A 26,409-nucleotide genomic window follows, 5' to 3' on the forward strand; every position below is an offset into this window, starting at 1 on the left:
TCAGGTCGGCTTGCCGTCCCAAAGCGCGAACTGGCCCTTGCGCACGACAAGCTCGGCATTCATCGCGCCCTTGACGCGGCGGCTCGCAACGTCGAACGTCGCGGTGCCGAAGATGACGCTCGGGACGTCCTTGACCTTGGTAAAGGCGTCGCGGATCGCCTTGCGGTCGGTGCCGCCGATCTTCACCACGGCAGCGGCCATGTTCATGGCATCATAGGCGTAGGCGTTGAAGGCGTCGGGCTCGACCCCGTTGTACTTCTTCTTGAAGCCGGCGATGAATTTCTGCACCTCGGGCCGCGGGTCCTCCGGGAAGTAGCGCGTGCCGACATGGACGTCCTCGACCGCGTCGCCGCCGAGCTCGAGAAATTTCGGCGAGTAGACCGAGCTCGCGGCGCAGATCACCTGCTTCAGCCCGACCTGCCGCGCCTGTCGCGCGATCAGCGCGCCGTCGGAATAGTAGGAGATCAGGACCAGCCCGTCCGGATTGGCGTCGCGCACGCGCACCAGCGTGGAGCGGAAGTCGCGCTCCTCGGCGATATAGCCTTCGGTAACGACGATTTCTGCGCCATATTCCTTGGCGGCCTTGTTGAAGTAGTCGCGGCTGGTGCGGCCCCAATCGGTGTTGAGGTGCAGCACCGCAAGCTTCTTCAGGCCCAGCTTCTTCACGGCATAGGCCGCCAGCAGCGGCTGCTCGTCGGCCTGGCTGACAGACGTGCTCCACATGAAGTCACCGCCCTTGGTGAAGTCAGGGTGCGAATTGGTGAAGCCGAACTGCACGAGGCCGCCGCGCTGATAGATCGGCGAGGCCGCCATCGACGCCGGACTGGAGAAATCGCCGAGCTCCAGGACGATGCGCGGATCGGAGACGAATTTCTGGGCGATTGCCACCGACTGGCGCGGGTCGCTCTGGCTATCCTCGAAGGTATAGGCGAGCTTGCGGCCGTTGATCCCGCCGGATGCGAGGATCTCGTCGAGCGCGAGATCAAAGCCCTGCTTCCATTGCGTGCCATATTGCGCGTTCGGCCCCGTGAGGGGACCGCTAACGCCGAGCAGGATCGGCTCGGCGTTGTCCGCGAGGGTCGCGCGCGAAAATGCTGTTCCCGCGATTGCGGCGGCCAGCGAGCCCTTGACCAGGGTTCGACGATTGATGTTGCTCATGGGAGGCTCCATCCAGTCAGGTGTTACAAACAAGCAGCAATTCTTATGCCGGTGAGATCGGCTATTTCGAGGGCTCGCCGAGCGACAGCATCAGCCGGTTCGCCCAGTTGAAGAACGAGGCGCCGTTGATGACGTCGACGATCTCCGCGTCGTCGAGACCGGCGCGGCGCAGCTCCGCGATATTGTCGGGGCCGAACGCGATGGGCGTCGACGCCAGCGCCGCCGAGGCTTTGACCACGGCATTCCAACGCTCTCCGAGATCGGCACTGACGCCTTCATCCAGCAGCTTCTGCACGTCCTCACGGCGCTTGGAATAGGTGCTGGCGAAGCGCGCATGCACCGAGGCGCAATAGATGCAGCCGTTGTAGCGCGAGGTCGCAGCCGCGGCGAGCTCACGCTCTGCGCGCGGCAGGCCGTCGGCGACGTTGTAGAAGATGTCCTTGTCGGTCTTGGTGCGGGCTTCCAGCACCTCGGGATCACGCACCAGCAGACGGAAATATTCCGACTTGGCGCGGGCGCGATCGACCAGGCCGGCGAAATGCCGCTCGGTGAGCTCGGCCTCGGGCAGCGGCTCGATCCAGGAGACCCAGCCGAGCTCGTCCTGGGTGAAGACGACGGGCGGATTGACGGTGGCGCTCATGATGCAGCCTCCTCTTATGCGTTCGCAGCGGCGAGCGTGCGCAAGCCGCTGACGACCCGCACCTGGAACGACAGGAACGCGACGAGTTGGGAGAAGGTGACGATGCCGGTGTTCGACCAGCCAGCGGCAAGCAACGCCTTCATATCGGTGGATGCCGCATCACGCGGCCGGAACACCAGGAGATGCGCATGCTCGAACGCCGCGACGAGCCTGGCGCCGAGAACGGACTTGCTCGCCGCACTCACGCGATAAATGAGACCGGCCGTGTTCTCGACCGACAGCGGACCCGCCGGAAACGAGCCATACGGCCCCGAGGTCTTGCCCCGCGCGATTTCGGCCTCGATCGCTTCAAGGAGAGCCGCGCCACCCGCGCTCGCTGCAAGCTTGTCGCGATAGAAGGTGGCAACGGGGGACTCGCCGTGGAGCCCGGTCACGAAGGCCGCGACCGCGGCGCGTTCGAGCAGCGAAAAGTCGCCGGCGTCGATCGGCTCAAACAGGGAGAGATAGCTCTTTTGCGCGTTGTCGCGCGCCTGCAAGCGCCGGGCGCGAATGGCGTCCAGCGCCGATCCAGGCTTGATCCCGGCGAGCGTGTCGATGATGTCAGGCGTACTCATCATAAGGCCTCGTGCAATCCATAAATTTCCGGCTAGCCCGCCAAGGCCACTTCGGGCGCTGCCCTGGTCCAGCCCAGCGCCGGCGCGACCTTGTCGGCCACGAGCTCGATCGAGCGCAGAACGTGGGGGTGCGGCGCATCGACCGAATGGACCTGGAAGACCAGGTCCGTCACCCGCTCCAGCGTCGCATCGGTGCGCAGCGAGCCGATGACCTCATCGGCGCCGCCGACATGGGTGTCGAACGCCATGATCATCTCCTCCAGCGTCTCGCCCGGGGGAAGGTGACCGCTCTTCATAAACTGCGGCAGTGCGCGCCGCAGCCCGATATCGGCGAGCCGCATCGCCTCGCGATGATCATCGGCGACGAACACGCTGCGCGATGCCATGATGCGTGGCTCGCAGCCCTGTGGCAGCGCTGCGAGATAGGCATCGATGATCGGGGTCTGGATCTCGGCGAGCGTGGCCGTTGGCGCGTCCTTGGCCCGCGGCTGGGTGCGCGAGAGCAGCAGACCGTCGCCGGCCCTGCCGGCGCGCGCGCCGCCCGCCACCGAGAACGTCGCCTGCCAGATGCGCTTGTCCAGTTGCGGCCGCTGCGGATAGAGCGTGTCGCCGCCGTCGAGCTGCTTGCCGGTCAGCGCCTTGCGGACGACCTCCAGATTGCGCGCAAAGATCTCATTGCGCTGGGTGCCGTCGAGGCCAAAGGCGGCGAAGGCGGACGGGTTGCCGCCGGTGCCGACCCCGAGCTCAAATCGGCCGTTGCAGAGCAGATCGAGCACAGCGGCATCCTCCGCCACCCGCACTGCGCTCTCCAGCGGCAAGGTGACGATGCCGGTGCCGAGGCGAATGCGCGAGGTCTGCGCCGCGACATAGCCGAGAAAGGTGAAGGGCGACGGCAGGCCACCCTCGCGCTCGTGAAAATGGTGCTGGGCGATCCACGCGGAATCGAGACCGGCCTTCTCGGCCCGCACGATCTGCTCGGCGGCGAAGCGATATCGTTCCGCCGGCGGCGCCTCATCGAGCAGCCGTGTGAAGAATCCCAGGCGTTTCAGGTTTGCAAAGCGTTTCATACGACCCCTGTCGGGCGAGGATGGCCACGGCCCCGATGATGTCGGTTGCCGCGGCCCGAGACAAGCGGGCAAAGCGCAAGGCTGCCCGCCGGGATCGTCCCCTCACGCTGGACCCTGGCTAGGCAGATTGCCTACCAGCTCGGCAACACCGCGCCCTTGAACTTGGTGAGGATGAACTCCTTCACCTCAGGCGTGTGATAGCTGTCGACCAGGATCTTGACCCAGGGCTTGTCCTTGTCGGCACTGCGCACCGCGATCAGGTTGACATAGGGGCCCTTGGGGTCCTCGCGCAGGATCGGATCCTTGACGGGATCGAGGCCGGCCTGGGTTGCATAATTGGTGTTGATCGCGGCCGCGTCGACGTCGTCGAGCGCGCGCGGCGCCTGGGCCGCATCGACCTCGATGAACTTCAGCTTCTTCGGATTCTCGGTGATATCAAGCACGGTCGGCTTGAAACCCGTGCCGTCCTTCAGCTTGATCAGTCCTTTGTCGCGCAAGAGCAGCAGCACGCGACCGCCATTGGTCGGATCGTTGGGGATCGAGATCTTGCCGCCGTCGGGAATGTCAGCGAAAGCTTTGTGCTTCTTCGAATAGACGCCGATCGGGAAATTCACGGTCAAGCCGACCGGCTCGATCTTGTAGCCGCGATCGGCCTTCTGGTTGTCGAGATAAGGCTGGTTCTGGAACGAATTGGCCTGGATCTCGCCGGCATCGAGCGCCGCGTTCGGCACCACATAGTCGGAGAATTCGATGAGCTGGATGTCGAGCCCCTGCTTGGCGGCAACCGGCTTCACGGCCTCGAAGATCTGCGCATGCGGACCCGGCGTCACGCCGATCTTGATGGTCTCAGCGTTTGCTGCGGCCGACCATGCGGCAAGCACGGTTGCGAGGATCAGGGCGGGACGAAACGACATCTTGGTCTCCATGTCTCAGCGGCAATGACTGGAACCGTATTCGCTTCTCCGCCGGGCGAAATCAATGAAATGAAAATCCATATTGGCCGCCTGCGGCGGGCAACGCTTCTCCGTTCACCGCTAAATAGGAAACGAACGCAGATTGGGGCCGCGGCAAGCCGCGCGCAAGCCCTTCCTAGGCGTGCAGCTCGGCGCGCCAGGTCGACGGCGAGACCATGATCAGCACGCAGATCACGGCGTAGGCGGCAAGCGACACCGTCACCATGGCGGCAAGCCCGGTCATTCCCGCGCCGAAATATGCAACCGCAATCCAGCCGCCGCCGGCCCCGATCAGGATGCGCGCGACCGCGGACATCAGCGGGCCCATCGCCCGGCCCGTGCCTTGTGCGGCGAACGAGGTGACGAAGCCGAAGCCCAGCGCGGCATAGGCCGGCGCCACGATGCACAAATATGTCGCGCCCTCGTTCACGACCTCGGCGTCGTGACTGAAGAGATGCAGCCAGCCGGTCGGAAAGATGGCGACCAGCAGGCCGATCGATCCGGTCATGATCATGCCGGCGGCGCCGCTGACCCAGCCGATCCGTTGCGCCCGCGCGGTCTGGCCTGCGCCCATGTTGACGCCGACCATGGTCAGCGTCGCCGTGCTGATGCCGAACAGCAGCGGGATCATGATGTAGTCGAGCCGCGAGGCGATGCCGTAGCCGGCGAGCGCCGAGGTGCCGAACAGGCCGACCGCGCCGGTGACGAGGATGACGGTGAGGTTGGTCAGTACGGCGTTGAACGCGGTGGGGATGCCGACCTTCAGCATGTCGCCGAAGATCTTTGCGCGCAGCGGCACGATGTGCAGCCGCAGGCCGGATGCGCCCGAGGACATGTAGCGCAGCAGGAACAGCATCGCCGCGCTGTAATAGAGGCCGAAGGCAACACCGGCGCCGCCGATGCCGAGGCCCGGCACGGGTCCGAAGCCGAAGATCAGCAGCGGCGAAACCGGGATCGTCACGATCGCGCCGATCAGCGTCACCAGCGCCGGCACCTTGACATTGCCGGAGCCGCGAAGAGCAGCGGCCTGGAGGTTGACGATCCACGCCGGAATCGCGCCGGCGAAGAGAGAGTTGGAATAGACGGTGGCAGCCTCGAGCGCGCCGTCGCGGCCGCCGAGGGCGCGATACAGCGCCGGACCGCCGAGGCGTACCCCTAGGGTGAACACCGCGCCCGCGATGATTGCAAGCACGATCGCGTGGAACAGCGCCGCGTCGGCATCGTCGCGGCGGCCGGCGCCGACCGCGCGCGCCACCGACGAGGCGACGCCGGAGCCGAACCCGCCATTCGACATCATCGTCATCAGCATGAAGATCGGAAACACCAGCGCAGCACCGGCCAGCGCATCGGTGCCGAGATAACCGACATAATAGGCCTCCGCGATATTGACCGCGGTCTGGGCCACCAACACGGTGACGGTCGGCAGCGCGAGCTTGAGCAGCGTCGGCAGGATCGGCGCGGTCAGAAGCGCGGCGCGCCGCTGATCGGCGGGCGTCGGCGCGGATGTCGCCTCCTGGCGAAGGGGCGCCGCGGTGCGGGCTACGATTTGCGCGGCGGACGGGGCCGGCGCGGCGGCATCCTCGACTGACATGGGTACGATCCTGTGGTTCCTGAAGGCGCGGTTCGTCGACCGCCCCATTTACATTATGACCATAATGTACTATTACGATCATAATGCAATAGGGCGACGCTTACGATTTTGCGGCCAGGGCTGTCCCGTTTGCAGGAGGAGGCGATGGCGCGCTACGAAAAGGGACACAAGGACGAAACCCGCAGGCACATCCTCGATGTCGCCTCAACGCAATTCCGCGAGAGCGGCATCGCCGCGGTCGGGCTTGCCGGCATCATGTCGGAGGCGGGCCTCACCAATGGCGCGTTCTACACCCACTTTGCCTCCAAGGAGGAGCTGGTGCGCGAGATGCTTAGTGAGGCGCTCAACCGGCGCGAGGAGCGGCACAAGGCCAATGTGGAAAACGGCGTCGCGCTCGAGGCCACGATCCGCGATTACCTTTCGACGCGGCACCGCGACCACGCCGGCGCCGGCTGCCCGACCGCCGCGCTGGTCGCCGAGATCGCGCGGCATCCGAAGGCAACGCGCGAGGCCTTCACCGGAAAGATGTCCGACCTCATCGCGCTGATGGCGGAGCAGATCAGGCAAGGTTCTGCCGAGGAACGGCGCCACAAGGCGATCGCGATCTACGCCATCATGGTCGGCGCCCTGCAATTGTCGCGGGCGGTCAACGACCGGCGATTGTCCGATGAGATCCTGGAGAACGCGGTGAAGACTGCGATTGCCATTGCGAACGAACGCTGACGCTACACCGGATCGAACGCCCGGATCGGCGGCAGATTGCCGGTGAACTTCTCCACCTCCACCGTGGTGAGCTGGCCGGTGCAGCCCTGCGCGAAGGACGAGGTGCCGATATCGCGGGTCAGCACGTTGGGATTGCCGTGGACGCAGAGCGGCGCGTCGTCCTCGGGATCCATCGGATCGTACCATGCGCCGGTCGGCAGCTGCACCACGCCGGGCGCGATGCCGTCGGTGACGTGTACGGCAGCAAGGCACGCACCGCGCTCGTTGAACAAGCGGATGATGTCGCCATCTGCGATGCCGCGCGCGCTCGCATCGCGCGGATTCATCCGCGCGACCTCGCGGCCACGATGCTTGGCGCCGAGCGAATGGCCGCCGAAGTCGAGCTGGCTGTGCAGCCGCGTCACCGGCTGGTTGGCGACGAGGAAGCACGGCGCACCTGACTTCGGCATGTCGCTCTTCTCGAGCCAGACCGGATGGCCCGGACAATCCGCATCGCCATGTCCGGCGATCTTCGCGGAGTAAATCTCGATGCGTCCGCTCGGTGTCGGCAGGGGATGCGCGACCGGGTCCTCGCGAAAACTGCGCAGCCGGCCGCCATCGTCGGGCTGTTGCGGCACGACCAAGCTGCCGCGCTGCCAGAACTCCTCGAAGCTCGGGGCCTCGAGCCCACGCTTGGCGAGCGAAGCGCGCGTCGGCTCGTAGAGGTGCTCCAACCATTGCCGCGAGGTGCGTCCCTCCGTGAACGGCTCGCGCGCGCCGAGGCGATCGGCGAGATCGGCAAAGATCTCGTAGTCGTCGCGCGCGAGCCCGAACGGTTCGGCGATGCGGTGCATCGCGACCATCAGGGGATCGTTGGTGGAATAGCCGATATCCTCGCGCTCGAGCGTCATGGTCGAGGGCAGCACGATGTCGGCGTGGCGCGCGGTCGCGGTCCAGGCGAGCTCGTGCACCACGAGCGTATCGACCTTCGCAAACGCCTTGCGCAGGCGGTTGATGTCCTGGTGATGGTGGAAGGGATTGCCGCCGGCCCAGTAGACCATGCGGATATCCGGATAGGTGCGCGTCTCGCCATTGTAGCGATAGGTGCTGCCGGGATTGAGCAGCATGTCGGCGATGCGCGCCACCGGAATGAAATCACGGACGCCGTTGCGCCCCTGCCCCAGCGTCGGCCCCGGCACGTCGTTGACGCGGCGACCGTAATAGCCGATCGCGCCCAGCGAATAAGCGTAGCCGCCACCGGGAAGACCGATCTGGCCGAGGGCTGCCGCCAGCACCATGCCCATCCACACCGGCTGCTCGCCGTGCTCGGCGCGCTGCAGCGAATGCGAGACGGTGATGAGCGCGCGCTTGCCGGCAAGGCGCCGCGCCAGCGTGCGAATCGCGCCTGCGTCGACGCCGCAGATCGCGGCGGTCCATGCGGCATCTTTGGCCTGCCCGTCGCTCTCGCCGGTGAGATAGCGCAAGAATACTGGCCAGCCTTCGGTGTAGCGATCGAGGAAGGCCTGATCGTGCAGGTCTTCGCTGACCAGCGTGTGGACGATGCCGAGCATCAGCGCGGTGTCGGTGCCGGGGATGCAGGTCATCCACTCGGCGCCGGCTTCCACAGGCAAATCCTCGCGCAGCGGGCTCATCAGGATGAACTCGCAGCCGCGCTTCCGAGCCGCTTCCATGGCACCGCGCTCGACATGCTTGCTGATCGAGCCGCCGGCCACCATCGAGTTCTTCAGCGCCATGCCGCCGAATGCGAGCACGATCTCGGTCTTATCAGCGATCTGCTCCCAGGTGACGTTGCGCTTGGTGATGTCCTCGTAGCCCGCCAGGATCTGCGGCAGCAGCACCGAGGACGCGCCGGACGAATAAGAATTCACCGAGCGGACATAGCCGCCCATCGCGATGTTGAGAAAGCGATGCACCTGGCTCTGCGCGTGATGGAGGCGGCCCGCGCTCGACCAGCCATAGGAGCCGCCGAACACGGCGCCGGGGCCGCGCGTGTCGCGGATGCGCATCAGCTCGTCGCCGAGCAGGTCCAGCGCCTTCTCCCAGCTGACGGAGACGAATTCGTCGCGGCCGCGCCTGTTATCGGGACCGGGCCCGCGCTCGAGCCAGCCGCGGCGGATGGCAGGCTGGGCGATCCGCGCCTGGTGGCGCAAGGCACCGGGGAAATTGTCGATGATGCCGTTCGGATCGGGATCGCCGCGATACGCTCTGACCTCGAGGCCGGCCGCACTGTTGCGGGCGGAAAACACGCCCCAATGCGAGGTGTGCGGCTTGAAGCCGTCCGACAAATCCAGGCCGGGGTCGGGGAAGCCGATCGTATCGTCCATCGCGTGGCCCTCATCGCAGGAGCGCCGCGGGCAGCTCCGGTCGCAATCATGGAGCCAATATAATGAGGCACGCGTGCAGGGCAACGGATTACCGATGCCCGGAACCGCCTCGTCGTCATTGCCGCCTCGCTCCTGATGCAACATGATGGGCTGCCGGTGACGACTGTTCTTGTGGCAGGTGGAGGTCATCTGATGGACGAACACGACATCCGAGGCTTGGTGGCCGAGGTGAAGCAGGGCACGCTGTCGCGACGCTCGTTCCTCCAGACCATGGCTGCGGTCGGGATCGCAGCTCCGGTCGCGAGCCAGATCCTGCTCTGGAACGACGTGGCGATGGCGGACGCCACGCTGGCCTACAAGCCGACCAAGGCCGGCGGCGGCGGTCCGCTCAAGATGCTGGTCTGGCAGGCGCCGACGCTGCTCAATCCGCATTTCGCGCTCGGCACCAAGGACCAGATCGCCTCGCGCGTGTTTTTCGAGCCGCTCGCCGGCTGGGACAAGGAGGGCAACCTCATCCCCTGCCTCGCTGCCGAAGTCCCGACCAAGGCCAATGGCGGCCTCTCCGCCGACGGCACCACCGTGATCTGGAAGCTCAAGCAGGGCGTGAGGTGGCACGACGGCAAGCCCTTCACCGCCGACGACGTCGTCTTCACTTGGGCCTACGCCGCGGATCTCGCCACCGCCGCCTACACCACGGGGTCGTATCAGAACATCACGGTCGAGAAGATCGACGACCACGCCGTCAAGGTCACCTTCAAGGCCCCGACCCCGTTCTGGGCCGACCCTTTCGTCGGCGCGGTCGGCCAGATCCTGCCGAAGCATTACTTCGGCGACTATGCCGGCGCGAAATCGCGCGATGCGCCGGGCAATCTGAAACCGGTCGGCACCGGTCCCTACAAGTTCGTCGAGTTCAAGCCGGGCGATCTGGTCCGGGCCGAACGCAACGCCGACTATCACGTCAAGAACCAGCCCTATTTCGACACGTTCGAGATCAAGGGCGGTGGTGACGCGGTCTCCGCGGCGCGCGCCGTGCTGCAGACCGGCGAATACGACTATGCCTGGAACCTGCTGGTGGAGGACGAGATCCTCAAGCGCATGGAAGCCGGCGGCAAAGGCAAGGTGGAGTTCACGACCTCCGGCGGCGTCGAGTTCATCATCCTCAACACGACGGACCCGTGGACCGAGGTCGATGGCGAACGTTCCGGCGCCAAGACCAGGCACCCGACGCTGTCCGATCCGGCGGTGCGACGGGCGCTCAACCTGCTGATCGATCGCGACGGGATCCAGAAATTCATCTACGGCCGCGCCGCTGTCGCGACCGCGAGCTTCGTCAACCAGCCCCCGCAGTTCAAGTCGAGCAAGCTGACCTACGAGTTCAATGTCGACAAGGCCAACAAGATCCTTGATGAGGCCGGCTGGAAGATGGGCGCGGACGGCATTCGCGAGAAGGACGGCAAGAAGCTCAAATACGTGTTCCAGACCTCGATCAACTCCCCGCGCCAGAAGACGCAGGCGATCATCAAGCAGGCCTGCCAGAAGGCCGGCATCGAGATCGAGCTCAAGTCGGTCACCGCATCGGTGTTCTTCTCGTCGGACGTCGGCAACCCCGACACCTACTCGAAATTCTATTGCGACATGGAGATGTACAACACGACGATGCCGCAGCCTGATCCGGAGCGGTTCCTGAACCAGTGCGTCTCCTGGGAGATCGCCAACAAGGACAACAAATGGCTCGGCCGCAACGTCTCGCGCTGGTCCGATCCGGAGGCCGACAAGGCCTACAAGGCCGCGCAACGGGAGCTCGACCCGGTCAAGCGCGCCGCGCTGCTGATCAAGGTCAACGAGATCTTCTGCGAGGCCAACATCTTCCTGCCGCTGCTGTCGCGCTACATCGTCGGCGGCGCCGTCAACAGCCTCATGACCGACATCTCGGGATGGGACGTCACGACGTGGAATCTGGCGAGCTGGTATCGGGCCTGAGGGCGGGTCATTGTCACCACCCCTGCGCTCCTCGGGCTTTGCCTCCCGCGCTTCCCGACAGCATCTGTGCACTGTGTGCTTCGGGTCACAGCAGAATCAGGCGCCTTCGCCTAGAACGCCTTGGCATGGCCGCAAACAAGGTAACGGCGGTACGCACGAGGCTGCGGCGGCGATCGACAGCTTGGGACTTATCGAAGCCGCCAGGGTGGAGAACCCGGCGGCTTCTTTTTTGTCGCGAGAAGCCGCCTCTATCGCTCGGGGCCGTCCGGGCGCCTCTGCTCGTCGTGTTCGTCTTCGATCTGCCGTTCCGCTTCGAGCCAGAAATCCAGGTCACGATCGGCCGGACGACCGGCCTGCTCCCAAAGCTCGTAGGCGCGTGCGCGCACCTTGCCGCGCCGCATCATGCGCAGCAGCTTCCGGCTCATCTCCTCGGCGAAGGTTTTCAAGCGATGGACGGTGGTTTCGTCTTTCACGAGCGCGGCCGTTCGCGTCGCGAGTTCGATCTGGTGCTCGATCTTCTGCTGTTCGTCCACGGCAAACATTGCCCTTTCGAACGGGCCTGCACCCCGGCCCGTGCTGCTCAAGAATGCATAATTCCTTTCTGGAAAGCTCCGTTCCTTCCACACGCGCGGATATGCCGAAATTCCGCCTCATGCCAGATCACAGCGTATCGTCACAGCGTATCCGGCGTCCGAAGGGGGTTCGACCTGTCCTCGTTGCGCAGCTCCTGCTCGGCCGCGTGCCAGAACTCGTCCTCGCGGCCCTCGGGCTTGCCGGCGCGCTCCCACAATTGGTGCGCGCGCTCCCTGATCTCCTGCTCACTCGGCTCCGGCAATTGCACCTCCTGTCATGAAGCGCAGCCCCACCTTGGGGGCTTTGGGGGGCTGGGGGGGGCGGGGCCCACGCAGGCCAGCCAATGGCGGCGAGGCTGGCCCACCGATTCAAGCGCCGATGATGTTGAGAGTTCCTGCGGCACGCGGTCGCCCGAAGGATTTCATTTTTGACCGACGAGTTTGCCGCTGGCCCGGTTTTCAAACAGCAGACGCGCCTCGGCGCCTCGCGGCGCAATTTGCCCGAGCTTTGCTTCGTCTCTCCACTCTCTTGCCGCCCTCTTGACCAAGAGGGTGCAGGGAAGACCGGGTGCTGACCTCGCACCCGCGGTCCGCTGCGCGAAAATGTAGCGCAAGGAGACCGCACAGCAGCATACAGGTGGTGCCAATCACTCGGCCTTCCCTGCGCAGTGGTTTGACGGCTTATGCCGTGCTCTCCCGGGAGCCGAGTTCCTTCTGGCCTCCCTCACTTCCGCGAATTGACGATGCGGTTGACCCGGTTGGGCGCTCCACACCTCCGCGACAGCTTGACCGTAGCAACGACGGCCAGGACCACACGGTTTTGCCGTACGCACGGCTCGCTGGTTCGCCGCAGTTTTCTTAGGCCCTGTCGACAAAGCCAAGAACCCGCCGGCGAGACGAACCTGACAGCGCCGCTCGTCGACACGCGGTTTCGGGCTCACAGGGACTACCCGCCCTGCCCGCACCTCTCGCACCCAACGCTGCCCGCGTCCACCGCAAGCCCGGCTCGCGAAATTGACGACACGAGATCGCCCCTCAAGGATGAGCCGGGATGCCGCGACACATACGACATTTCCGAATTTCGGTAAAGTGGAATATTTTTGCGGGGAGGGGTTGACGGGGTGAAGGGTGTTTTGCCCGACGGGTCGATCCGGAGGTCGGATGCTAAGACGGCCGACTGCTCCGAGTGGCGCTCCCTAGGGGAGACGAAGCGAAACTCAGGAAGTCCCGCAAAAACAAAGGCAAATCAGCTTTTCTGCTGACCCGTTGCTACCACCGTTTGCTACCACCTGCAACGCCGTGCGTGCTGACCGCAGCCGTTGCGCACGTTACTACGAAGGCGGGTACACCACGGAGAATGAGGCGGCGCATCGGGCTCATTCGGGCAATCCGGCGAGACGTAGCGGCTTTATTAGTGCATCGAGGTCTTTCTGGTGGCGGTAGGGCAATCCCTGCGCCCAGCGACCGGTGGTCAGGTTCGGGTGGTTGGCCAGAATTTTCCCTACGGCGATGCGCGCCTCTTCTTCGCTACCGAGGGTCCAGAGCGCAGCCACAAGGACCGTTTGCGCGGTCAGCCAACGTGGCTTCTCGATCAAAACGCGCGAGGCAATGTCTCGTGCCGCCACTAGGTCACCGAGGTGAAATCTTGCCCTGGCCTCGTCCACCATACTCTCGCTGCGGGCAAGAGGGCTAAGTCGTTGCGCCTGCTGCTCGTACTCAACGGATTTCCGAAAATCGCCAGAATAGCCGTGAAACATACCTGCCATATGATAGGCGCCCGCGCCGCTGGGGCCGAGGGCGATTGACCTCTCTCCAGCAGCCAAGGCATCGTCGTGGCGACGTTGAAACAGGCGCGTGTAACCCAACGCCGAGTATGCGTCAGGGCTCTCGGGGTCGATTTTCAAAGCACGAGCCGCACATTCCAGCGCCGCTTCGTAGGTCGTCGCCTCGTCCTTTTCCCAACCAAAGCGAGCTTGGTCGGTCAGTGTGAGCCCCAAGAAGCTAAGCGCCGGCGTATAGACAGGGTTTATTGCCAAACCCCGTTCGAATTGGCTGCGTGCTTGTGCGTGGGTATGCTTGGCAAAGTTGACGTACAGGCTCCGACCCTTAAGGACATGCTCGTACACCAACGGGCTGCCAGAGCGTTTGCCCAACCGTGCCTCTTCGCCAAGTGTCAACTTGACCTCGAGCGCGGCAACGATGTCCTGCGTTATACGATCCTGAAGCTCGAATACGTCGTCGAGGTCGCCCTCAAAACGGTCGGCCCATACGTGGCTGCCGTTCAGGCTGTCGATCAACTGTGCCGCCAATCTCACTCGATTGCTGGCCCTACGTACGCTTCCTTCCAGCACATACCGGACGCCAAGTGTTCGCCCGATTTCGCGGATGTCCCTTGTCTGCCCTTTGAATACAAAGCTCGAATTGCGAGCTATGACCATCAGCTCTTGGATCTTCGATAAGGTGGTCAGCACGTCTTCAGCGATACCGTCGGCGAAATATTCTTGCGCAGGATCAGCGCCCAGGTTCTCGAACGGCAGCACGGCAATCGACGGCTTGTCGGGAAGTGGAGGATCGGCACTTGTCCGCCTGATCGCCGTGCCGCGGGCTCCGGCACATACGGCATAAACGCGGACAGGCTTGGCAATGTTTTTGAGGTTCTGCTCGCCCAGATCGGCGAACTCAATCCCGACCTTACCTCGGACTTGGTCGTAGACGGAAGACGAGATGCAAATGCCACCGGGTTCTGAGAGGCTCTCAAGCCGGGCTGCAATGTTAACGCCGTCTCCGAAGATATCGTGGGGTTCGACGATTACGTCACCGATATTGACGCCCACGCGAAAACCAATACGCCGGTCTTCTGTTTCAGCTGTCGTATGTTCCTTGACGCGGGTCTGGAATTGCACTGCGGCCCGAACCGCCTCGACAGCGCTCGGAAACTCGGCCAAGAACCCATCGCCAGTGCTCTTGACAATGCGGCCTCCGTGCTCCGCGATTGCAGGCTCTATGGCGCCCTTCAGGAGCGCCATGAAGCAAGTATGCGTGGCCTCTTCGTCGTGGTGCATAAGCCGCGAGTAGCCCGCCACGTCAGCGGCGACTATGGCTGCCAACCTGCGTCCAACCCGTGCTGGCTGTTTTTGCTCCACGGCCAAACCACGTTCCTTTGCGTGGCATTCTGCACAAGGGCGCAACTGGGAAGCAAGGGCTGATAAAAAGACGCGATGTGACTTGGAGTACGCGCGACCTGGCTGAACCGGGTCAACCACTCTGTCGTATGAAGATGCGGCAGGTCGGTCGGAATGCCGTGGGTGAAACGAAGCGCAATGGAAAAATGCCTGAGAATTCAATAGCAAATGGGCTTGGCTACCCCGCTATTGCTACCACGTGCAACATCTTGGCGTCGCAGTACTAGTCTTGGCGGCTTAGCACCTATCGTTCTCATGATGGCGCCCTCCGGTGGCTTCATTGATCTGAAAACCAGCGCAGCTTCCAACGATCTACAAGCAGAAGCGGTGAGCGGTTGTAGGGAGAGGGCGCTTGTGGAGTGCGAGCGGCATCGAATTCGTTATCCTTGACCTTGGGGTCGATATACCAAGACCCCACCCAAGCTGTCGCGATTTCTCCTCCTCTAGCCGTCACTAGACGGAAGAGAACGCAACCCACAACGTAGTGCGGCGCTGACGTCAGTTCGGAGCTTGCCAGAATGAACTGTTTCTTCCCACCCTTAGCTCGAAGGATGGGTAGAGCGAAGCGAGAGCCGTCAAAGTCTTATCGGATGACCTCTTCATCGAGGTTTGCAATCTGCTAATTGGTCGGCACGGATTCAGAGGTAAATTCGTATCCCTTGCCGACGAATAGAGCTTCCATATTCCCTCGGTAGTCACCCATCGTGCAAGAAGCAGTAAGTATCGTCGATGGCGGCGCTGTGTTGCGCACGAGCGTGAAATCTAGCCGGCCGGGGTTTGCGCCGTTCCCACCTGGGTATGCTTGGTTATATCCTTCGACAGTTACAAAATTTCTAGCAGGTGCTGGCTTAAAATACGCCGAGATGTTCACCTCATAGGACACGGTGCCGTTTCCACTTTCGTTCAACACTTGCTGGCCGTTCACCGACACCGACGTGCGATTGTCGATGTAAGACACCTTGATAAGGTAGTCGGCTCCGTCCTGAATTCGGAAGACCATCGCGTTTTTTCCGCAGTCCGCGGATGCCCCCACCAAGCTTGCGACCCAAATACATCCGCCGATAAGAGCGCGCGAGACCATTCGCGTTGTATTCATTTCCTTATCCCTACCAATACTTTGCGTGAAGAAGCAATTAGCCGCATACTAAGCCTAAGATTGCGGTTCTCTCAATGGATTCCATCTATGAATTCGTAGAACGCGCGTGACGAGTATTCTTCGGAGACGATCGAGGTTGTCCTCGGCTACAAGGTTTCCCAGAACGAGACGCTCAGGACGATTGAGCTATACGCGGGCAAGCGCTTTGCAACTGGCAACAAAAACAGCCTGAAGCGCGTAGGATGGGTAGAGCGAAGCGAAACCCATCAAAGCCTTTTGCGACAATGAGCACGATGGGTTTCGCAAGTGCTCTACCCATCCTACGTACTGGTTCGTTCCTGTTGCTGGGAACTGAATGTCCTCGCGCGTCGGCGCATTCGAGTGGGAACCACCTCTGTGTTTGACTCGTTTTGATGTCACCGATCATTGCGTTGCAGAGATCTGAACATGGCTATCGACTTCAATCATACGATTCTGTCAGCTCGCGATAGCAAGGCGTCGGCCGATTTCCTGGCTGAGATGCTGGGGCTGCAGGCGCCGCGGCGCTGGGGGCCGTTCTATATGGTCAGGACCGACAACGACGCCAACCTCGACTATATGGATAAGCAAGGAGAGTTCGCGCGTCAGCACTACGCTTTCCTGGTTGGTGACGCCGAGTTCGATGCGATCTTTGATCGGATTCAGAAGCGGAAGCTGACCTACTGGGCTGATCCCGCGCAGCAGAAGCCAACCGAGGTCAACGATCACGACGGCGGGCGCGGCCTCTATTTCGAAGACCTGAACGGGCACCTGCTCGAAATCATTACGCGCCCGTACGGCAGCGGCGGCTGGAATCCGTAACCGGTTGTGCCTTACTCTGCTCAGCTCGGGCGAGCTGCATCACTGGACAGAACACTTTGATCGACGGCGGAGCCTGTCTCGACACATTTTGAATCCGACAAGTTCTTCAGCCAATAACTCGGCCGCTCTGCTGGATAGAGGCTTCGGGGCGAAGAATCGCCCGGATCGCAGCTTGGCGTGCAAAATTTGAGCGGCCCGAGACATAGGTGACAAAACGTACCGGACACATGGGTTACACTTTCCGCTTTTGTTCTGCGGGAGGTGTGGATGCCGTGGAAAGCGAGTTCGGTGATGGAGGAGCGCCTGCGGTTTGTTGCCCGGCTGTTGGATGGCGAGGCAATGACGGACGTATGCCGGGATTTCGGCATATCGCGGAAGACCGGCTACAAGATCTTTGGTCGGTACAAGGAGCACGGGCTTGAGGCCCTGACGGACCGGTCGCGGCGGCCGGTCCGCTACGCCAACCAGCTGCCGCAGCAGCTCGAAAGCCTGATCGTACGCCTGAAAACCGAGAAGCCACATTGGGGAGCCCGCAAAATCCGCGAGCTCCTGGTCCGGCGGCTGGATGGTGACGTCAGGGTGCCGGCCAAGAGCACCATCCATGCCGTGCTCGACCGCCAGGGCCTGGTCAAGCGCGCCCGTGAACGGAAGACCCCGGCGCAGGGCACGCGGTTGTCGGCCGCGGTTGCGCCCAATGACCTCTGGTGCGCCGACTTCAAGGGCGAGTTCAAGCTCGGCAATGGGCGCTATTGCTACCCACTCACCGTGACCGATCAGGCTTCGCGGTTCTTGCTCATGTGCGAAGCTCTGGAGTCGACGCGAGAGGAACTGGCAGTTACGGCGTTCGAGCGGCTGTTTGCCGAACGCGGGCTGCCGCTGTCGATCCGCTCCGACAATGGCGTACCGTTCGCCAGCCCCAATGCGCTGTTCAACCTGTCAAGGCTCTCGGTCTGGTGGCTTCGTCTCGGCATCGCCATCGAACGCATCAAGCCTGGCCATCCGCAGCAGAATGGCCGTCACGAGCGCATGCACCTGACGCTGAAGAAGGAGGCGACCCGGCCGCCAGGCTCGAATATTCTGCAACAACAAGACCGCTTCGATGCCTTCGTTCACGAATTCAACACGGAAAGACCGCACGAGGCGCTCGACATGAAGTGTCCGGCGGAATTGTATGCGGCTTCACCGCGCCACTATGACGGCTTGCCCGAACTGTCCTATCCATTCCATGACCGCGACGTCCTCGTCACGGCCTGCGGACGGCTCTGCCTGCATCGCAAGAGGATCAACATCTCGAGCGTGCTGGCCGGCCAGAAGCTCGGCATCAAGGAAGTCGACGATGGCATTTGGCTCGTCAGCTTCATGCACTACGATCTGGGATACTTCGACCTCGAGCAAAAGACCTTGCAACCCCTCGACAATCCATTCGGCCCGAAGCCCGTCACCGATGTTCCCGGTACGACATTGTCGCTCTGACCGAGATGCACTCTTGCTCATTCTTGGCATGGCAGCCACCGGCTTGGCCGCGCTGAGCCGTCAACCCCCGAAGCCCCGTAGGGGGCGCGCCCTTGGCGCGCGGGCTTGACGGCGAAAGTGCGGGCCGAGCAATAATGGCCATGCCAACGAATGCGTGGAGTGAGTGACCCTGCAACCCTTCGACAACCCGTTCGGCACGAGGTTGTCACCCATGTCTTAGGTACGACCTGTTACCTATGTCTCCGGGCTGGACAATTGTAGGTTTGGTAGCGGGAGAGGGACTCGAACCCCCGACCCCAGGATTATGATTCCCGTGCTCTAACCAGCTGAGCTACCCCGCCACAGGGTCGCGAACGGCGGAACGGCCGATCTCGCGAACGCGCGGCATATAAAGAAGGGGGCGGCGGGAAGTCAATCCGCGTTTGCTTCCGCTCTCGCGAAAGGTTTCGCCTGCACCGGCGGATAAGTCGGCGCTACAGGTCCGCGGGTGCGCGAATTGGGCGGTTTTGGCCAGAGTCGCCGCCCTATCCGTCATGGCCGGGCTTGTCCCGGCCATCCACGCCTTCATTCGCGGCCAAGAACGTGGATGCCCGGGACAAGCCCGGGCATGACGAGAATTGGGGTGCGGAACTATGCCCTATTTCGGCTTGATCGTGGGGTCGCCGCCGGGGCTGCCGGGGGGCGGGACGACGGGCATGCTGTCGCCCGTGCTCGGCGCGGGGGCGTGCATTTCGGGGTCGACGCCGGGGGGCGGGCAGAGCACGCCCTCCGATTTGGCCAGCTTGTCGCCGAGCGGTTCCCGGGACTGGCCGGTCGTCGTGCCATCCGGCGCGGTGGGACGGTTCGGGCGGTCCTGAGGCACGCAGTTGGCGGCGTGTTGCGGGGATGGCGGCGCGGTCGCTTGCGGCGGCGTCGCCGGGGCGGGCGGTGCCTGCGCGATCGCGGCGCCTGAGGCGGCGATCAGGAGGCTGGCCAGGATGATGTTTGATGTCGTGCGCATGGGAAGGAAACGCGGGGGCACCGCCCGGCGTTCCCACCGCTGAACATTACGATTTGTGGTAGCGGATCAGCGAGAAATGGCCCATCGGCGGCATCGGGCGGCGCTCGGCCAGGGTGATTCCGCCGTGTCTGGCGGCCCAGTCGACCAGGCGCTGCCACGGGAATTCCGGGCGCCAGCCGAGGCGGCGGGCGAGCGGCGCGAAGGCGAGCTCGGAGAGTTTGCGAAAACCCTTTTCGGCGCCGATGTGGTTGACCAGGATCAGCTCACCGCCGGGCTTGAGCACGCGCACGAACTCGTCGAGCGTGCCTTCGGGATCGGGCACGGCGGTGATGACATATTGCGCGACCACCGCATCGAAGGCGGCGTCCGGGAAAGCGAGGTTCTTCGCGTCCATCACCGAGAGCACTTCGACATTGGAGAGGCGCAACGCACGCACGCGCGCCTGCGCCTTGCGCAGCATCGGCTCGGAAATGTCGACGCCGCAGATTTTTGTGGTGCGCGAATAATCCGAGAGCGAAAGCCCGGTGCCGACGCCGACGTCGAGGATGCGGCCGCCGATGCGGTCGGCCTCCGCGATGGTCGACTGCCGGCCGGCATCGAACACCTTGCCGAACACGAGATCATAGACCGGCGCCCAGCGGCCATAGGCCTTCTCGACCCCGGCCCGCGAGATGTCTGCTGCCATGCCCCCTGCCCTGCCTGATATTCTACTGAAGAGTGATGGTCATCGATGATGTCGGTCCGCGCCCCGCGCTCGGTCTAGCGCCTCTCCCGCTTGCGGGAGAGGTCGGCACGCTCGCAAGAGCGTGGCGGGTGAGGGTTGTTTCCGCTCGCGAGATATCGCTGGTGGATGGAGCCCTCTCCCCAACCCTCCCCCGCAAGCGGGGGAGGGAGCGCACCTCCACTGCCGCTAGCGTGCGATCCAAACTTGTCATCCCTCAGCCGCGGACCGCTTCCGCGAGGGGACGCGCGGTGGCTGCGCCAAGCTTCGCCGCGGCGCTCTGAATGAAGCCGCCGCCGAGCACGTGGGCCTGGCCGCTGGCTGCGTCGTAGAACACGCAGGCCTGGCCGGGCGAGACGCCCTCTTCGCCGGCGACGAGCTCGACCTCGTAATGGCCGTCGGCACTCCGCAGCCATGCCGGCTGGGGGCTGCGGGTCGAGCGCACGCGGACGAACAGCTCGAGGCCAGAGCCGATCGCGCGATCGATGTCGCCGCCGCCGATCCAGTTGACGTCGCGCAAGGCGATGCGGTGCATCCTCAGCGCATCGCGCGGGCCGACCACGACGCGGCGGTTGGCGGCCTCGAGCCGCACCACGTACAGCGGCGCGGCGGCCGCGATGCCGAGGCCGCGGCGCTGGCCGATGGTGAAATTGGCGATGCCGTGATGCTGACCGAGCACGCGACCGTCGAGATCGACGATGTCGCCGGGATCCATCGCGTTTGGACGGAGCCGGGTGATGATGTCGGTGTAGCGGCCGGTCGGCACGAAGCAGATGTCCTGGCTGTCGTGCTTGTCGGCGACCGAGAGACCGAAGCGGCGCGCGAGCTCGCGCGTCTCCGGCTTGGTCATGTCGCCGAGCGGGAAGCGCAGGAAATCGAGCTGTGACTGCGTGGTCGCGAACAGGAAATAGCTCTGGTCGCGGTCGCTGTCGGCGGCGCAGACCAGCGCGCGTGAGCCGTCGTCGCGGCGGCGCGAGGCGACGTAGTGGCCGGTGGCGAGCGCCTGCGCCCCTAACTCGCGCGCGGTCTTCAGCAGGTCGCGGAATTTGACGGAGCGGTTGCACTCGATGCACGGCACCGGCGTCTCGCCGAGCGCGTAGCTGTCGGCGAAATTGTCGATGACGGACTCGCGAAAGCGGTCCTCGTAATCGAGCACGTAATGGGGGATGCCAAGCTTGGCGGCAACGTCGCGGGCGTCGTGGATGTCCTGGCCGGCGCAGCAGGCGCCCTTGCGGTGGGTCGCCGCGCCATGGTCGTAGAGCTGCAGCGTGATGCCGACGACGTCGTAACCTTCCGCCTTCAACAGCGCAGCCGTCGTCGAGGAGTCGACGCCGCCCGACATGGCAACGACGACCCTGGTATCCTCAGGACGGCCTTCGAGATCCAGACTGTTGAGCATGGCACTTAAGCTGACGTGACGGCGGCGATCCGCGATTCATGATGCTTGCGCCGGGGCATCGGCGGTCCCCGGGAACTGAGAGTTCCCGAAGGGCACGGCTGTCCCGGTCGAAAGCGGCTGAGAGCACCCTTTAATATAGGTGGCATTCCGGTGAAGCAATCGCGCCGCAAGCTTTAAGGCAATTCTTGCCGGGGCGGCAGAAATGGCGGGGCCGGCGGGGAACCTGTGGGAGCAGCCCCGATTTATCAAAGCATTGATTTCATTATATAAAATAGCGGCGTGGACGATTGGCCCGCTCCTTGCTGACCTCCTTGTCCGAAGATGTTTTCAAGGGGTTGCCTGTGGTCGGTGTCACGTCAGACGTAGCGGCAAGCGCGCAGGTCGCCAGCGCACAGCAAAAGCCTGCCCGTTCCCAAAACTCCAAGGACACGACCCCGAGCTCCTCCTTCGGTTCGCTGGTCGACAGCAACACCCAGGCCATCAGCAATAGCGCCTCGTCCGCGAGCCAGGACAACACGCCGCGGCGGACCGATTCATCATCATCATCGTCGCCGTCCTCCTCGTCCGACCGGAGCACGCGCGACTCGTCCTCGACCGACCCCTCCTCGCAGAGCCAGGCGGGCGACGGCACGGATTCCTCGACGACGGCCGCGAGCGACACGACGGCCGATCCGACCAAGGCGACGGCTAAGACCAAGGACAAGAGCGACGCCTCCGGCACCAAGGCCAGCGACAAGTCGCAGGATTCCAAGGACAGCAAGAGCGACAAGACCGACGGCACCGCCGATGGCCTCGCCGCCGCGGTCGATGCCGCTGCCGCAGCCCAAGCGGCTGCAACGCCGGCGACTGCAGTCGATCCGACCGCTGTCCCCGTTGTCGCGCCGGTCGTGCCGGTCGATCCGAATGCGGCGGCCAACCAGGCCGCCAACACCGCCTCCTCACCGCTGACGATTGCCGCGGCCGGCATCGCCGCCAGCGCCTCGACCGCGGCGCAGATCGCCGGCGCCAAGACGGATGCCACCGGCAAGACTGCCAAGACCGACGCCAAGACCACCGACGCCAAGACCACCGACGCCAAGGCTGCGCTCGGCGATGCGGCTGGCGATGCGACCGACGCCGCCGCAACCGAGACAAAAGCCAACGCCGCGCAGCTCACGGCCGTCGACCAGGGCACGCCGAAGACCTCGTTCAAGGCGGCTGTAACCGCGCAAGGCGAGAGCGACGTCTCCAACATCGGCCAGGACACCGGCAAGACCGCGCAGGCCGCCACCACCGCACAAAATCCCGCAACCGCGACGACGGCCAATGCCGCCGCGCATCCGCAAGCCGCAAAGCCGCAGGCTGACGCAACGGCTGTCGACGCCAAGGCCGATGCGGCCAATCGCACCGCTGATGCGACGCCGGCCGCGCCGACCACGCACGCGCATGCCGACACGCAAGCCGTTGCCGCTGCGACCGACGCCAGCGCGCAAGCCGCCTCCGCCGTGCAGGCGCCGCTGACCAACACGACATCGACGGCCACCGCGTCCACCGCGACGCTGACCGCGACCGCGGCGACCTCGACGGCGGTGCCGATCAACGGCATTCCGGTCGAGATCGCGGCCGCCGCGCGCTCCGGCAAGACGCGCTTCGACATCAGCCTCGATCCGGTCGACTTGGGGCGCATCGACGTCCGCATCAATGTCGACCGCAACGGCCAGGTCACTTCGCATCTCACCGTCGAGAAGCCGGAGACGCTGCAGATGCTGCGGCAGGACGCGCCGCAATTGCAGCGCGCGCTCGACGATGCCGGCCTCAAGACCGGCAGCAACGGGCTCTCTTTCAGCCTGCGCGACCAGAATTCGTCGGGGCAGAACTCCGGCCAGAACAACGACAACAGCGGCAATTCCCGCCGGCTGATCATCAGCGAAGACGATCAGTCAGTAGCGGCGCCCGTCAGCCGCAGCTATGGCCGCATGCTCGGATCGAGCAGCGGCGTCGACATCAGAGTGTGAGGAGTAATTCGACATGACCACCACGAATTCCGCCACCGCGCCTGCCGTCGTCTCCGGCACCACGCAGACCTCGTCGTCGTCCTCGTCGAGCTCGAGCCTGGGCTCGTCCACGGGCGCGACGCTTGCCGGCAACTTCCAGACCTTTTTGACGCTGCTGACCACGCAGCTGAAGAACCAGAACCCGCTCGATCCGCTCGACACCAACCAGTTCACCCAGCAACTGGTGCAGTTCGCCGGCGTCGAGCAGCAGCTCAAGACCAACGACTCGCTGTCGCAGCTCGTCACGCTGCAGCAGACCACGCAGGCGACCCAGGCGCTGGGCTTCGTCGGCAAGACCGCCGTGGTCGACGGCACCACCGCGACCATGAAGAGTTCGTCGGCGACCTGGCATCTCAACGTGCCGACCAATGCGACCGTCGATATTTCGATCGCCAATTCCAGCGGCCAGACCGTGTTCACCGGCAAATATACCGCCGGTGCCGCCAGCGACGTTCCCTTCACCTGGAACGGCCAGGGCAATGACGGCACGCAATGGCCTGACGGCAAATACACGATCACGGCGACCGGCAAGGACGTCGCGAACAACAATGTCGGCATCGCCGCGCAGGTGCAGGGCACGGTGTCGTCCGTCGACCTGACCCAGTCGCCGCCGCTGCTTACCATCGACGGCCAGAGCTACACGCTGAGCCAGGTGAAGAGCATCGTCGCGACCAGCAGCAATTAAGGCGCGCGAGGTGCGCCACCTCTCCCTTTGAAAGAGGTGGATCCGAGTTCCGGGCTCGCGCTAGCCCGTCAAAGTCATTCGGCGTTAGTAAAGTACTTACGAACACCCCCCTCGGCCCGCTGAAATTGCGTTTTCAGCCCCCGGGCCGACCGCGTTCCCGCAAGTTTCAACGAGAATTGTATTGAAGCCTTAGGCTTAGCGGATTTTTAAGCCGGCATGCGTAGGGTCGTGAAGTGAGTTCAGTGGTTGAGAGTTTGTGAGTACGCCATGACAGAACCCCATCGCCCGAGGGTAAAATACGTCATCGGGCCGGACGGCAGTCCGCTGACGATTGCAGATCTGCCCGCACCCGGCACGAAACGCTGGGTCATCCGCCGCAAGGCCGAAGTCGTCGCTGCCGTTCGTGGCGGACTTCTCTCGCTCGAGGAGGCCTGCAGCCGGTACACCCTGACGGTTGACGAATTCCTCTCCTGGCAGTTTTCCATCGACCAGCACGGTCTGGCGGGCCTTCGCACCACCCGCATCCAGCAATATCGCCAGTAAGCGATCCGGAAATCTGCTGCTTTTGACGAAAATCGGCCCCGCACTGCGAGGCCGATTTTTTTCATGTTTGCTTTTGGCACTACTTTTGTCCCAGCTCTTAATCTTCGTTAACCATATCGAAACCATCACCTAGGCAATAATTGCCCACTCGGCCGCTCTTGGAATGCGGGTCGAAGCTTCGGGGCGGTTGCTTGCAAGGTCTTGCGGACTTTTTAAAAGGTATCGGCGCCGCTCGCTTCGGGGCGATGATCGCGGTCACCGCCGCGCTCGTCGGCTTCTTTGCCTTCGTCATCATGCGCGTCACCACGCCGCAGATGACGACGCTGTTCACCGACCTGTCGGTCGAGGATTCCTCCGGCATTATCAAAGACCTGGAACGCCAGGGCATCCAGTTCGAGCTGCGCAATGAAGGCAGCATCATCATGGTGCCCAAAGACAAGGTCACCCGTCTGCGGATGAAGCTCGCCGAGGGCGGCCTGCCCAAGGGCGGCGGCATCGGCTATGAAGTCTTCGACAAGTCGGACGCGCTCGGCACCACCTCTTTCGTCCAGAATATCAATCACTTGCGTGCGCTGGAGGGCGAGCTCGCCCGCACCATCCGCGCCATCGACCGGATCCAGGCCGCCCGCGTCCATCTGGTGCTGCCGGAGCGTCCGCTGTTCTCGCGCGAGGCGCCGGAGCCATCGGCCTCGATCGTGGTCCGGGTCCGCGGCTCGCTCGAAGCCCAGCAGATCCGCGCCATCCGCCACCTCGTCGCCTCCGCTGTCAACGGGTTGAAGCCGCAGCGGGTCTCGATCGTCGACGAAGCCGGCCAGCTGCTCGCCGACGGTGCCGCGACCGATCCGGAGCAGGCGCTCGGCGACGAGCGCCGCACCACCTTCGAGAAGCGGATGCGCAAGCAGGTCGAGGACATCGTCTCCTCCGTGGTCGGCTCGGGCCGCGCCCGCGTCCAGCTCTCCGCCGATTTCGACTTCAACAAGGTCACCCAGACCTCGGACAAGTTCGATCCCGAAGGCCGCGTGCTGCGCTCGACCCAGACCCGCGAAGAGCAGAGCATGACCGCCGACAATAACGGCCAGGTCACGGTCAACAACGAGCTCCCCGGCCAGCAGCAGAACAGCGGCCCGGCGGCGAAGGACCAGAGCAAGAAGACCGAAGAGACCAACAATTACGAGATCTCCCGCACCACCAAGACCGAAGTGACCGAGGCCGGCCGGGTCAACCGCATCTCGGTCGCGGTGCTGGTCGACGGCATCTACACCAAGAACGACAAGGGCGAGCTCGCCTACACCGACCGCACCAAGGAGCAACTCGACCGCATCGCCACCCTGGTGCGCTCGGCGATCGGCTTCGACCAGAAGCGCGGCGACCAGGTCGAGGTCGTCAATCTGCGCTTTGCCGACGCCCCCTCCACCGCCCCGATCGCCGAGCCAAGCGGCTTCCTGGGCGCGCTGCAGTTCACCAAGGACGACGTCATGTACTTCGTCGAGCTCGGCGTGATGATGCTGCTCGGCCTGGTCGTGATGTTCATGGTGATCCGCCCGCTGGTGAAGCGCATCCTCGCCTCCGACGAAGTCGCCGCCGCCATCTCCGGCGTGCTCTCCGGCCCCTCCGCCTCGGAGGAAGCCGCGCCGGCCGCCGGCCAGGCGCTGCTGCCGAGCGGCGCCGCCAGCGCAATCGACGTCGCCACCATCCAGGGCCAGGTCCACGCCCAGTCCGTTCATCGCGTCGGCGAGCTCGCCGAGCGCAACCCCAACGAAACCGTCGCCATCATTCGTCAATGGCTGACCGAACCCGCGAAATAATCGAGAAGTG

At 64.0% G+C, this 26,409-nt stretch carries 22 protein-coding genes and 1 tRNA gene; 8 read left to right on the forward strand and 15 right to left on the reverse strand.

All coding sequences use genetic code 11. The annotated features are described in order from the left end of the window. The 6 genes from JJC00_RS31210 to JJC00_RS31235 form a co-directional block, all read right to left on the reverse strand. Positions 1 to 1,158: an ABC transporter substrate-binding protein gene (locus tag JJC00_RS31210; protein WP_200469640.1), complete on the reverse strand. Its 1,158-nt coding sequence runs from the start codon at positions 1,156 to 1,158 to the stop codon at positions 1 to 3. Between the two features lie 61 nt (positions 1,159 to 1,219). Beyond that, positions 1,220 to 1,798 carry an alkylhydroperoxidase domain protein gene (locus tag JJC00_RS31215; RefSeq protein WP_200469641.1) on the reverse strand — a complete coding sequence of 193 codons (579 nt, stop codon included), beginning with the start codon at positions 1,796 to 1,798 and terminating at the stop codon, positions 1,220 to 1,222. A 14-nt stretch (positions 1,799 to 1,812) separates the two neighbouring features. Then, positions 1,813 to 2,412: a CMD domain protein gene (locus JJC00_RS31220; protein ID WP_200469642.1), complete on the reverse strand. Its 600-nt coding sequence runs from the start codon at positions 2,410 to 2,412 to the stop codon at positions 1,813 to 1,815. A 32-nt stretch (positions 2,413 to 2,444) separates the two neighbouring features. Next, positions 2,445 to 3,479, reverse strand: a complete 1,035-nt coding sequence (locus JJC00_RS31225; protein WP_200469643.1) for a putative FMN-dependent luciferase-like monooxygenase — start codon at positions 3,477 to 3,479, stop codon at positions 2,445 to 2,447. Between the two features lie 131 nt (positions 3,480 to 3,610). After that, positions 3,611 to 4,405 carry a MetQ/NlpA family ABC transporter substrate-binding protein gene (locus tag JJC00_RS31230; protein WP_200469644.1) on the reverse strand — a complete coding sequence of 265 codons (795 nt, stop codon included), beginning with the start codon at positions 4,403 to 4,405 and terminating at the stop codon, positions 3,611 to 3,613. A 163-nt stretch (positions 4,406 to 4,568) separates the two neighbouring features. Beyond that, on the reverse strand, positions 4,569 to 6,023 hold the full coding sequence (locus JJC00_RS31235; RefSeq protein ID WP_200469645.1) for an MATE family efflux transporter: 1,455 nt from the start codon (positions 6,021 to 6,023) through the stop codon (positions 4,569 to 4,571). Between the two features lie 144 nt (positions 6,024 to 6,167). Between JJC00_RS31235 and JJC00_RS31240 the strand changes: the two genes are divergently transcribed. After that, the gene (locus JJC00_RS31240; protein WP_200469646.1) at positions 6,168 to 6,746 is read left to right on the forward strand and encodes a TetR/AcrR family transcriptional regulator; all 579 of its coding nucleotides are present in this window, start codon (positions 6,168 to 6,170) and stop codon (positions 6,744 to 6,746) included. 2 nt (positions 6,747 to 6,748) lie between these two features. Here the strand turns inward: JJC00_RS31240 and JJC00_RS31245 are convergent, their stop codons facing one another. Further along, positions 6,749 to 9,070 (reverse strand): molybdopterin guanine dinucleotide-containing S/N-oxide reductase, encoded by a 2,322-nt coding sequence (locus JJC00_RS31245; RefSeq protein WP_200469647.1) that lies wholly within the window; start codon positions 9,068 to 9,070, stop codon positions 6,749 to 6,751. Between the two features lie 192 nt (positions 9,071 to 9,262). Here JJC00_RS31245 and JJC00_RS31250 point away from each other — a divergent pair, with 192 nt between their 5' ends. Further along, positions 9,263 to 11,050, forward strand: coding sequence for a peptide ABC transporter substrate-binding protein (locus JJC00_RS31250; RefSeq protein WP_200469648.1), 1,788 nt, complete (start codon positions 9,263 to 9,265; stop codon positions 11,048 to 11,050). A 248-nt stretch (positions 11,051 to 11,298) separates the two neighbouring features. Here the strand turns inward: JJC00_RS31250 and JJC00_RS31255 are convergent, their stop codons facing one another. From JJC00_RS31255 to JJC00_RS31270, 4 genes are all read right to left on the reverse strand, one after another. After that, positions 11,299 to 11,592, reverse strand: a complete 294-nt coding sequence (locus JJC00_RS31255) for a DUF2934 domain-containing protein (protein WP_200469649.1) — start codon at positions 11,590 to 11,592, stop codon at positions 11,299 to 11,301. 131 nt (positions 11,593 to 11,723) lie between these two features. Continuing rightward, positions 11,724 to 11,885, reverse strand: a complete 162-nt coding sequence (locus JJC00_RS31260) for a DUF2934 domain-containing protein (RefSeq protein ID WP_200469650.1) — start codon at positions 11,883 to 11,885, stop codon at positions 11,724 to 11,726. Between the two features lie 1,113 nt (positions 11,886 to 12,998). Then, a complete protein-coding gene (locus JJC00_RS31265) occupies positions 12,999 to 14,765 on the reverse strand; it encodes an adenylate/guanylate cyclase domain-containing protein (RefSeq protein WP_246774302.1) in 1,767 nt (588 codons plus the stop codon). Between the two features lie 658 nt (positions 14,766 to 15,423). After that, the gene (locus JJC00_RS31270) at positions 15,424 to 15,900 is read right to left on the reverse strand and encodes a hypothetical protein (RefSeq protein ID WP_200469651.1); all 477 of its coding nucleotides are present in this window, start codon (positions 15,898 to 15,900) and stop codon (positions 15,424 to 15,426) included. A 447-nt stretch (positions 15,901 to 16,347) separates the two neighbouring features. Between JJC00_RS31270 and JJC00_RS31275 the strand changes: the two genes are divergently transcribed. Then, entirely contained in the window at positions 16,348 to 16,740 is a 393-nt protein-coding gene (locus JJC00_RS31275) for a VOC family protein (protein ID WP_200469652.1), read from the forward strand. A gap of 267 nt (positions 16,741 to 17,007) precedes the next feature. Further along, positions 17,008 to 18,213, forward strand: coding sequence for an IS481 family transposase (locus JJC00_RS31280; protein ID WP_200469653.1), 1,206 nt, complete (start codon positions 17,008 to 17,010; stop codon positions 18,211 to 18,213). A 264-nt stretch (positions 18,214 to 18,477) separates the two neighbouring features. On the opposite strand, the gene JJC00_RS31285 is transcribed toward JJC00_RS31280, so the two are convergent. The 4 genes from JJC00_RS31285 to mnmA all read right to left on the reverse strand — a co-directional run bounded on the left by JJC00_RS31285 (position 18,478) and on the right by mnmA (position 21,333). Continuing rightward, positions 18,478 to 18,554 (reverse strand) — tRNA-Met (locus JJC00_RS31285). 296 nt (positions 18,555 to 18,850) lie between these two features. Beyond that, a complete protein-coding gene (locus JJC00_RS31290) occupies positions 18,851 to 19,213 on the reverse strand; it encodes a hypothetical protein (protein ID WP_200469654.1) in 363 nt (120 codons plus the stop codon). Between the two features lie 46 nt (positions 19,214 to 19,259). Beyond that, positions 19,260 to 19,898 carry a class I SAM-dependent methyltransferase gene (locus JJC00_RS31295; RefSeq protein WP_200469655.1) on the reverse strand — a complete coding sequence of 213 codons (639 nt, stop codon included), beginning with the start codon at positions 19,896 to 19,898 and terminating at the stop codon, positions 19,260 to 19,262. A 253-nt stretch (positions 19,899 to 20,151) separates the two neighbouring features. Then, a complete protein-coding gene (mnmA, locus tag JJC00_RS31300) occupies positions 20,152 to 21,333 on the reverse strand; it encodes a tRNA 2-thiouridine(34) synthase MnmA (protein ID WP_200469656.1) in 1,182 nt (393 codons plus the stop codon). A 341-nt stretch (positions 21,334 to 21,674) separates the two neighbouring features. Here mnmA and JJC00_RS31305 point away from each other — a divergent pair, with 341 nt between their 5' ends. The 4 genes from JJC00_RS31305 to fliF all read left to right on the forward strand — a co-directional run bounded on the left by JJC00_RS31305 (position 21,675) and on the right by fliF (position 26,399). Continuing rightward, entirely contained in the window at positions 21,675 to 23,327 is a 1,653-nt protein-coding gene (locus tag JJC00_RS31305; RefSeq protein WP_200474294.1) for a flagellar hook-length control protein FliK, read from the forward strand. A 13-nt stretch (positions 23,328 to 23,340) separates the two neighbouring features. After that, complete coding sequence (locus tag JJC00_RS31310) at positions 23,341 to 24,051, forward strand: flagellar hook assembly protein FlgD (protein ID WP_200469657.1); 711 nt, start codon at positions 23,341 to 23,343, stop codon at positions 24,049 to 24,051. A gap of 267 nt (positions 24,052 to 24,318) precedes the next feature. Further along, a complete protein-coding gene (locus JJC00_RS31315; protein ID WP_002714638.1) occupies positions 24,319 to 24,594 on the forward strand; it encodes a DUF1153 domain-containing protein in 276 nt (91 codons plus the stop codon). A gap of 191 nt (positions 24,595 to 24,785) precedes the next feature. Next, the gene (fliF, locus tag JJC00_RS31320) at positions 24,786 to 26,399 is read left to right on the forward strand and encodes a flagellar basal-body MS-ring/collar protein FliF (RefSeq protein WP_200469658.1); all 1,614 of its coding nucleotides are present in this window, start codon (positions 24,786 to 24,788) and stop codon (positions 26,397 to 26,399) included. Positions 26,400 to 26,409: the final 10 nt, after the last annotated feature.

Source organism: Bradyrhizobium diazoefficiens (assembly GCF_016616885.1).
GTDB classification, from domain to species: domain Bacteria; phylum Pseudomonadota; class Alphaproteobacteria; order Rhizobiales; family Xanthobacteraceae; genus Bradyrhizobium; species Bradyrhizobium diazoefficiens_F.

What these genes read in the sequence shown, in the direction of transcription:
- JJC00_RS31310 (WP_200469657.1), top strand. Translation starts at nt 23,341, where the DNA reads ATGACCACCACGAATTCCGCCACCGCGCCTGCCGTCGTCTCCGGCACC.
- JJC00_RS31220 (WP_200469642.1), bottom strand. Translation starts at nt 2,412, where the DNA reads ATGAGTACGCCTGACATCATCGACACGCTCGCCGGGATCAAGCCTGGA.
- JJC00_RS31215 (WP_200469641.1), bottom strand. Translation starts at nt 1,798, where the DNA reads ATGAGCGCCACCGTCAATCCGCCCGTCGTCTTCACCCAGGACGAGCTC.
- mnmA (WP_200469656.1), bottom strand. Translation starts at nt 21,333, where the DNA reads ATGCTCAACAGTCTGGATCTCGAAGGCCGTCCTGAGGATACCAGGGTC.
- JJC00_RS31245 (WP_200469647.1), bottom strand. Translation starts at nt 9,070, where the DNA reads ATGGACGATACGATCGGCTTCCCCGACCCCGGCCTGGATTTGTCGGAC.
- JJC00_RS31210 (WP_200469640.1), bottom strand. Translation starts at nt 1,158, where the DNA reads ATGAGCAACATCAATCGTCGAACCCTGGTCAAGGGCTCGCTGGCCGCC.
- JJC00_RS31255 (WP_200469649.1), bottom strand. Translation starts at nt 11,592, where the DNA reads ATGTTTGCCGTGGACGAACAGCAGAAGATCGAGCACCAGATCGAACTC.
- JJC00_RS31225 (WP_200469643.1), bottom strand. Translation starts at nt 3,479, where the DNA reads ATGAAACGCTTTGCAAACCTGAAACGCCTGGGATTCTTCACACGGCTG.
- JJC00_RS31315 (WP_002714638.1), top strand. Translation starts at nt 24,319, where the DNA reads ATGACAGAACCCCATCGCCCGAGGGTAAAATACGTCATCGGGCCGGAC.
- JJC00_RS31235 (WP_200469645.1), bottom strand. Translation starts at nt 6,023, where the DNA reads ATGTCAGTCGAGGATGCCGCCGCGCCGGCCCCGTCCGCCGCGCAAATC.
- JJC00_RS31290 (WP_200469654.1), bottom strand. Translation starts at nt 19,213, where the DNA reads ATGCGCACGACATCAAACATCATCCTGGCCAGCCTCCTGATCGCCGCC.
- JJC00_RS31240 (WP_200469646.1), top strand. Translation starts at nt 6,168, where the DNA reads ATGGCGCGCTACGAAAAGGGACACAAGGACGAAACCCGCAGGCACATC.
- JJC00_RS31230 (WP_200469644.1), bottom strand. Translation starts at nt 4,405, where the DNA reads ATGGAGACCAAGATGTCGTTTCGTCCCGCCCTGATCCTCGCAACCGTG.
- JJC00_RS31280 (WP_200469653.1), top strand. Translation starts at nt 17,008, where the DNA reads ATGCCGTGGAAAGCGAGTTCGGTGATGGAGGAGCGCCTGCGGTTTGTT.
- JJC00_RS31270 (WP_200469651.1), bottom strand. Translation starts at nt 15,900, where the DNA reads ATGAATACAACGCGAATGGTCTCGCGCGCTCTTATCGGCGGATGTATT.
- JJC00_RS31295 (WP_200469655.1), bottom strand. Translation starts at nt 19,898, where the DNA reads ATGGCAGCAGACATCTCGCGGGCCGGGGTCGAGAAGGCCTATGGCCGC.
- JJC00_RS31250 (WP_200469648.1), top strand. Translation starts at nt 9,263, where the DNA reads ATGGACGAACACGACATCCGAGGCTTGGTGGCCGAGGTGAAGCAGGGC.
- JJC00_RS31275 (WP_200469652.1), top strand. Translation starts at nt 16,348, where the DNA reads ATGGCTATCGACTTCAATCATACGATTCTGTCAGCTCGCGATAGCAAG.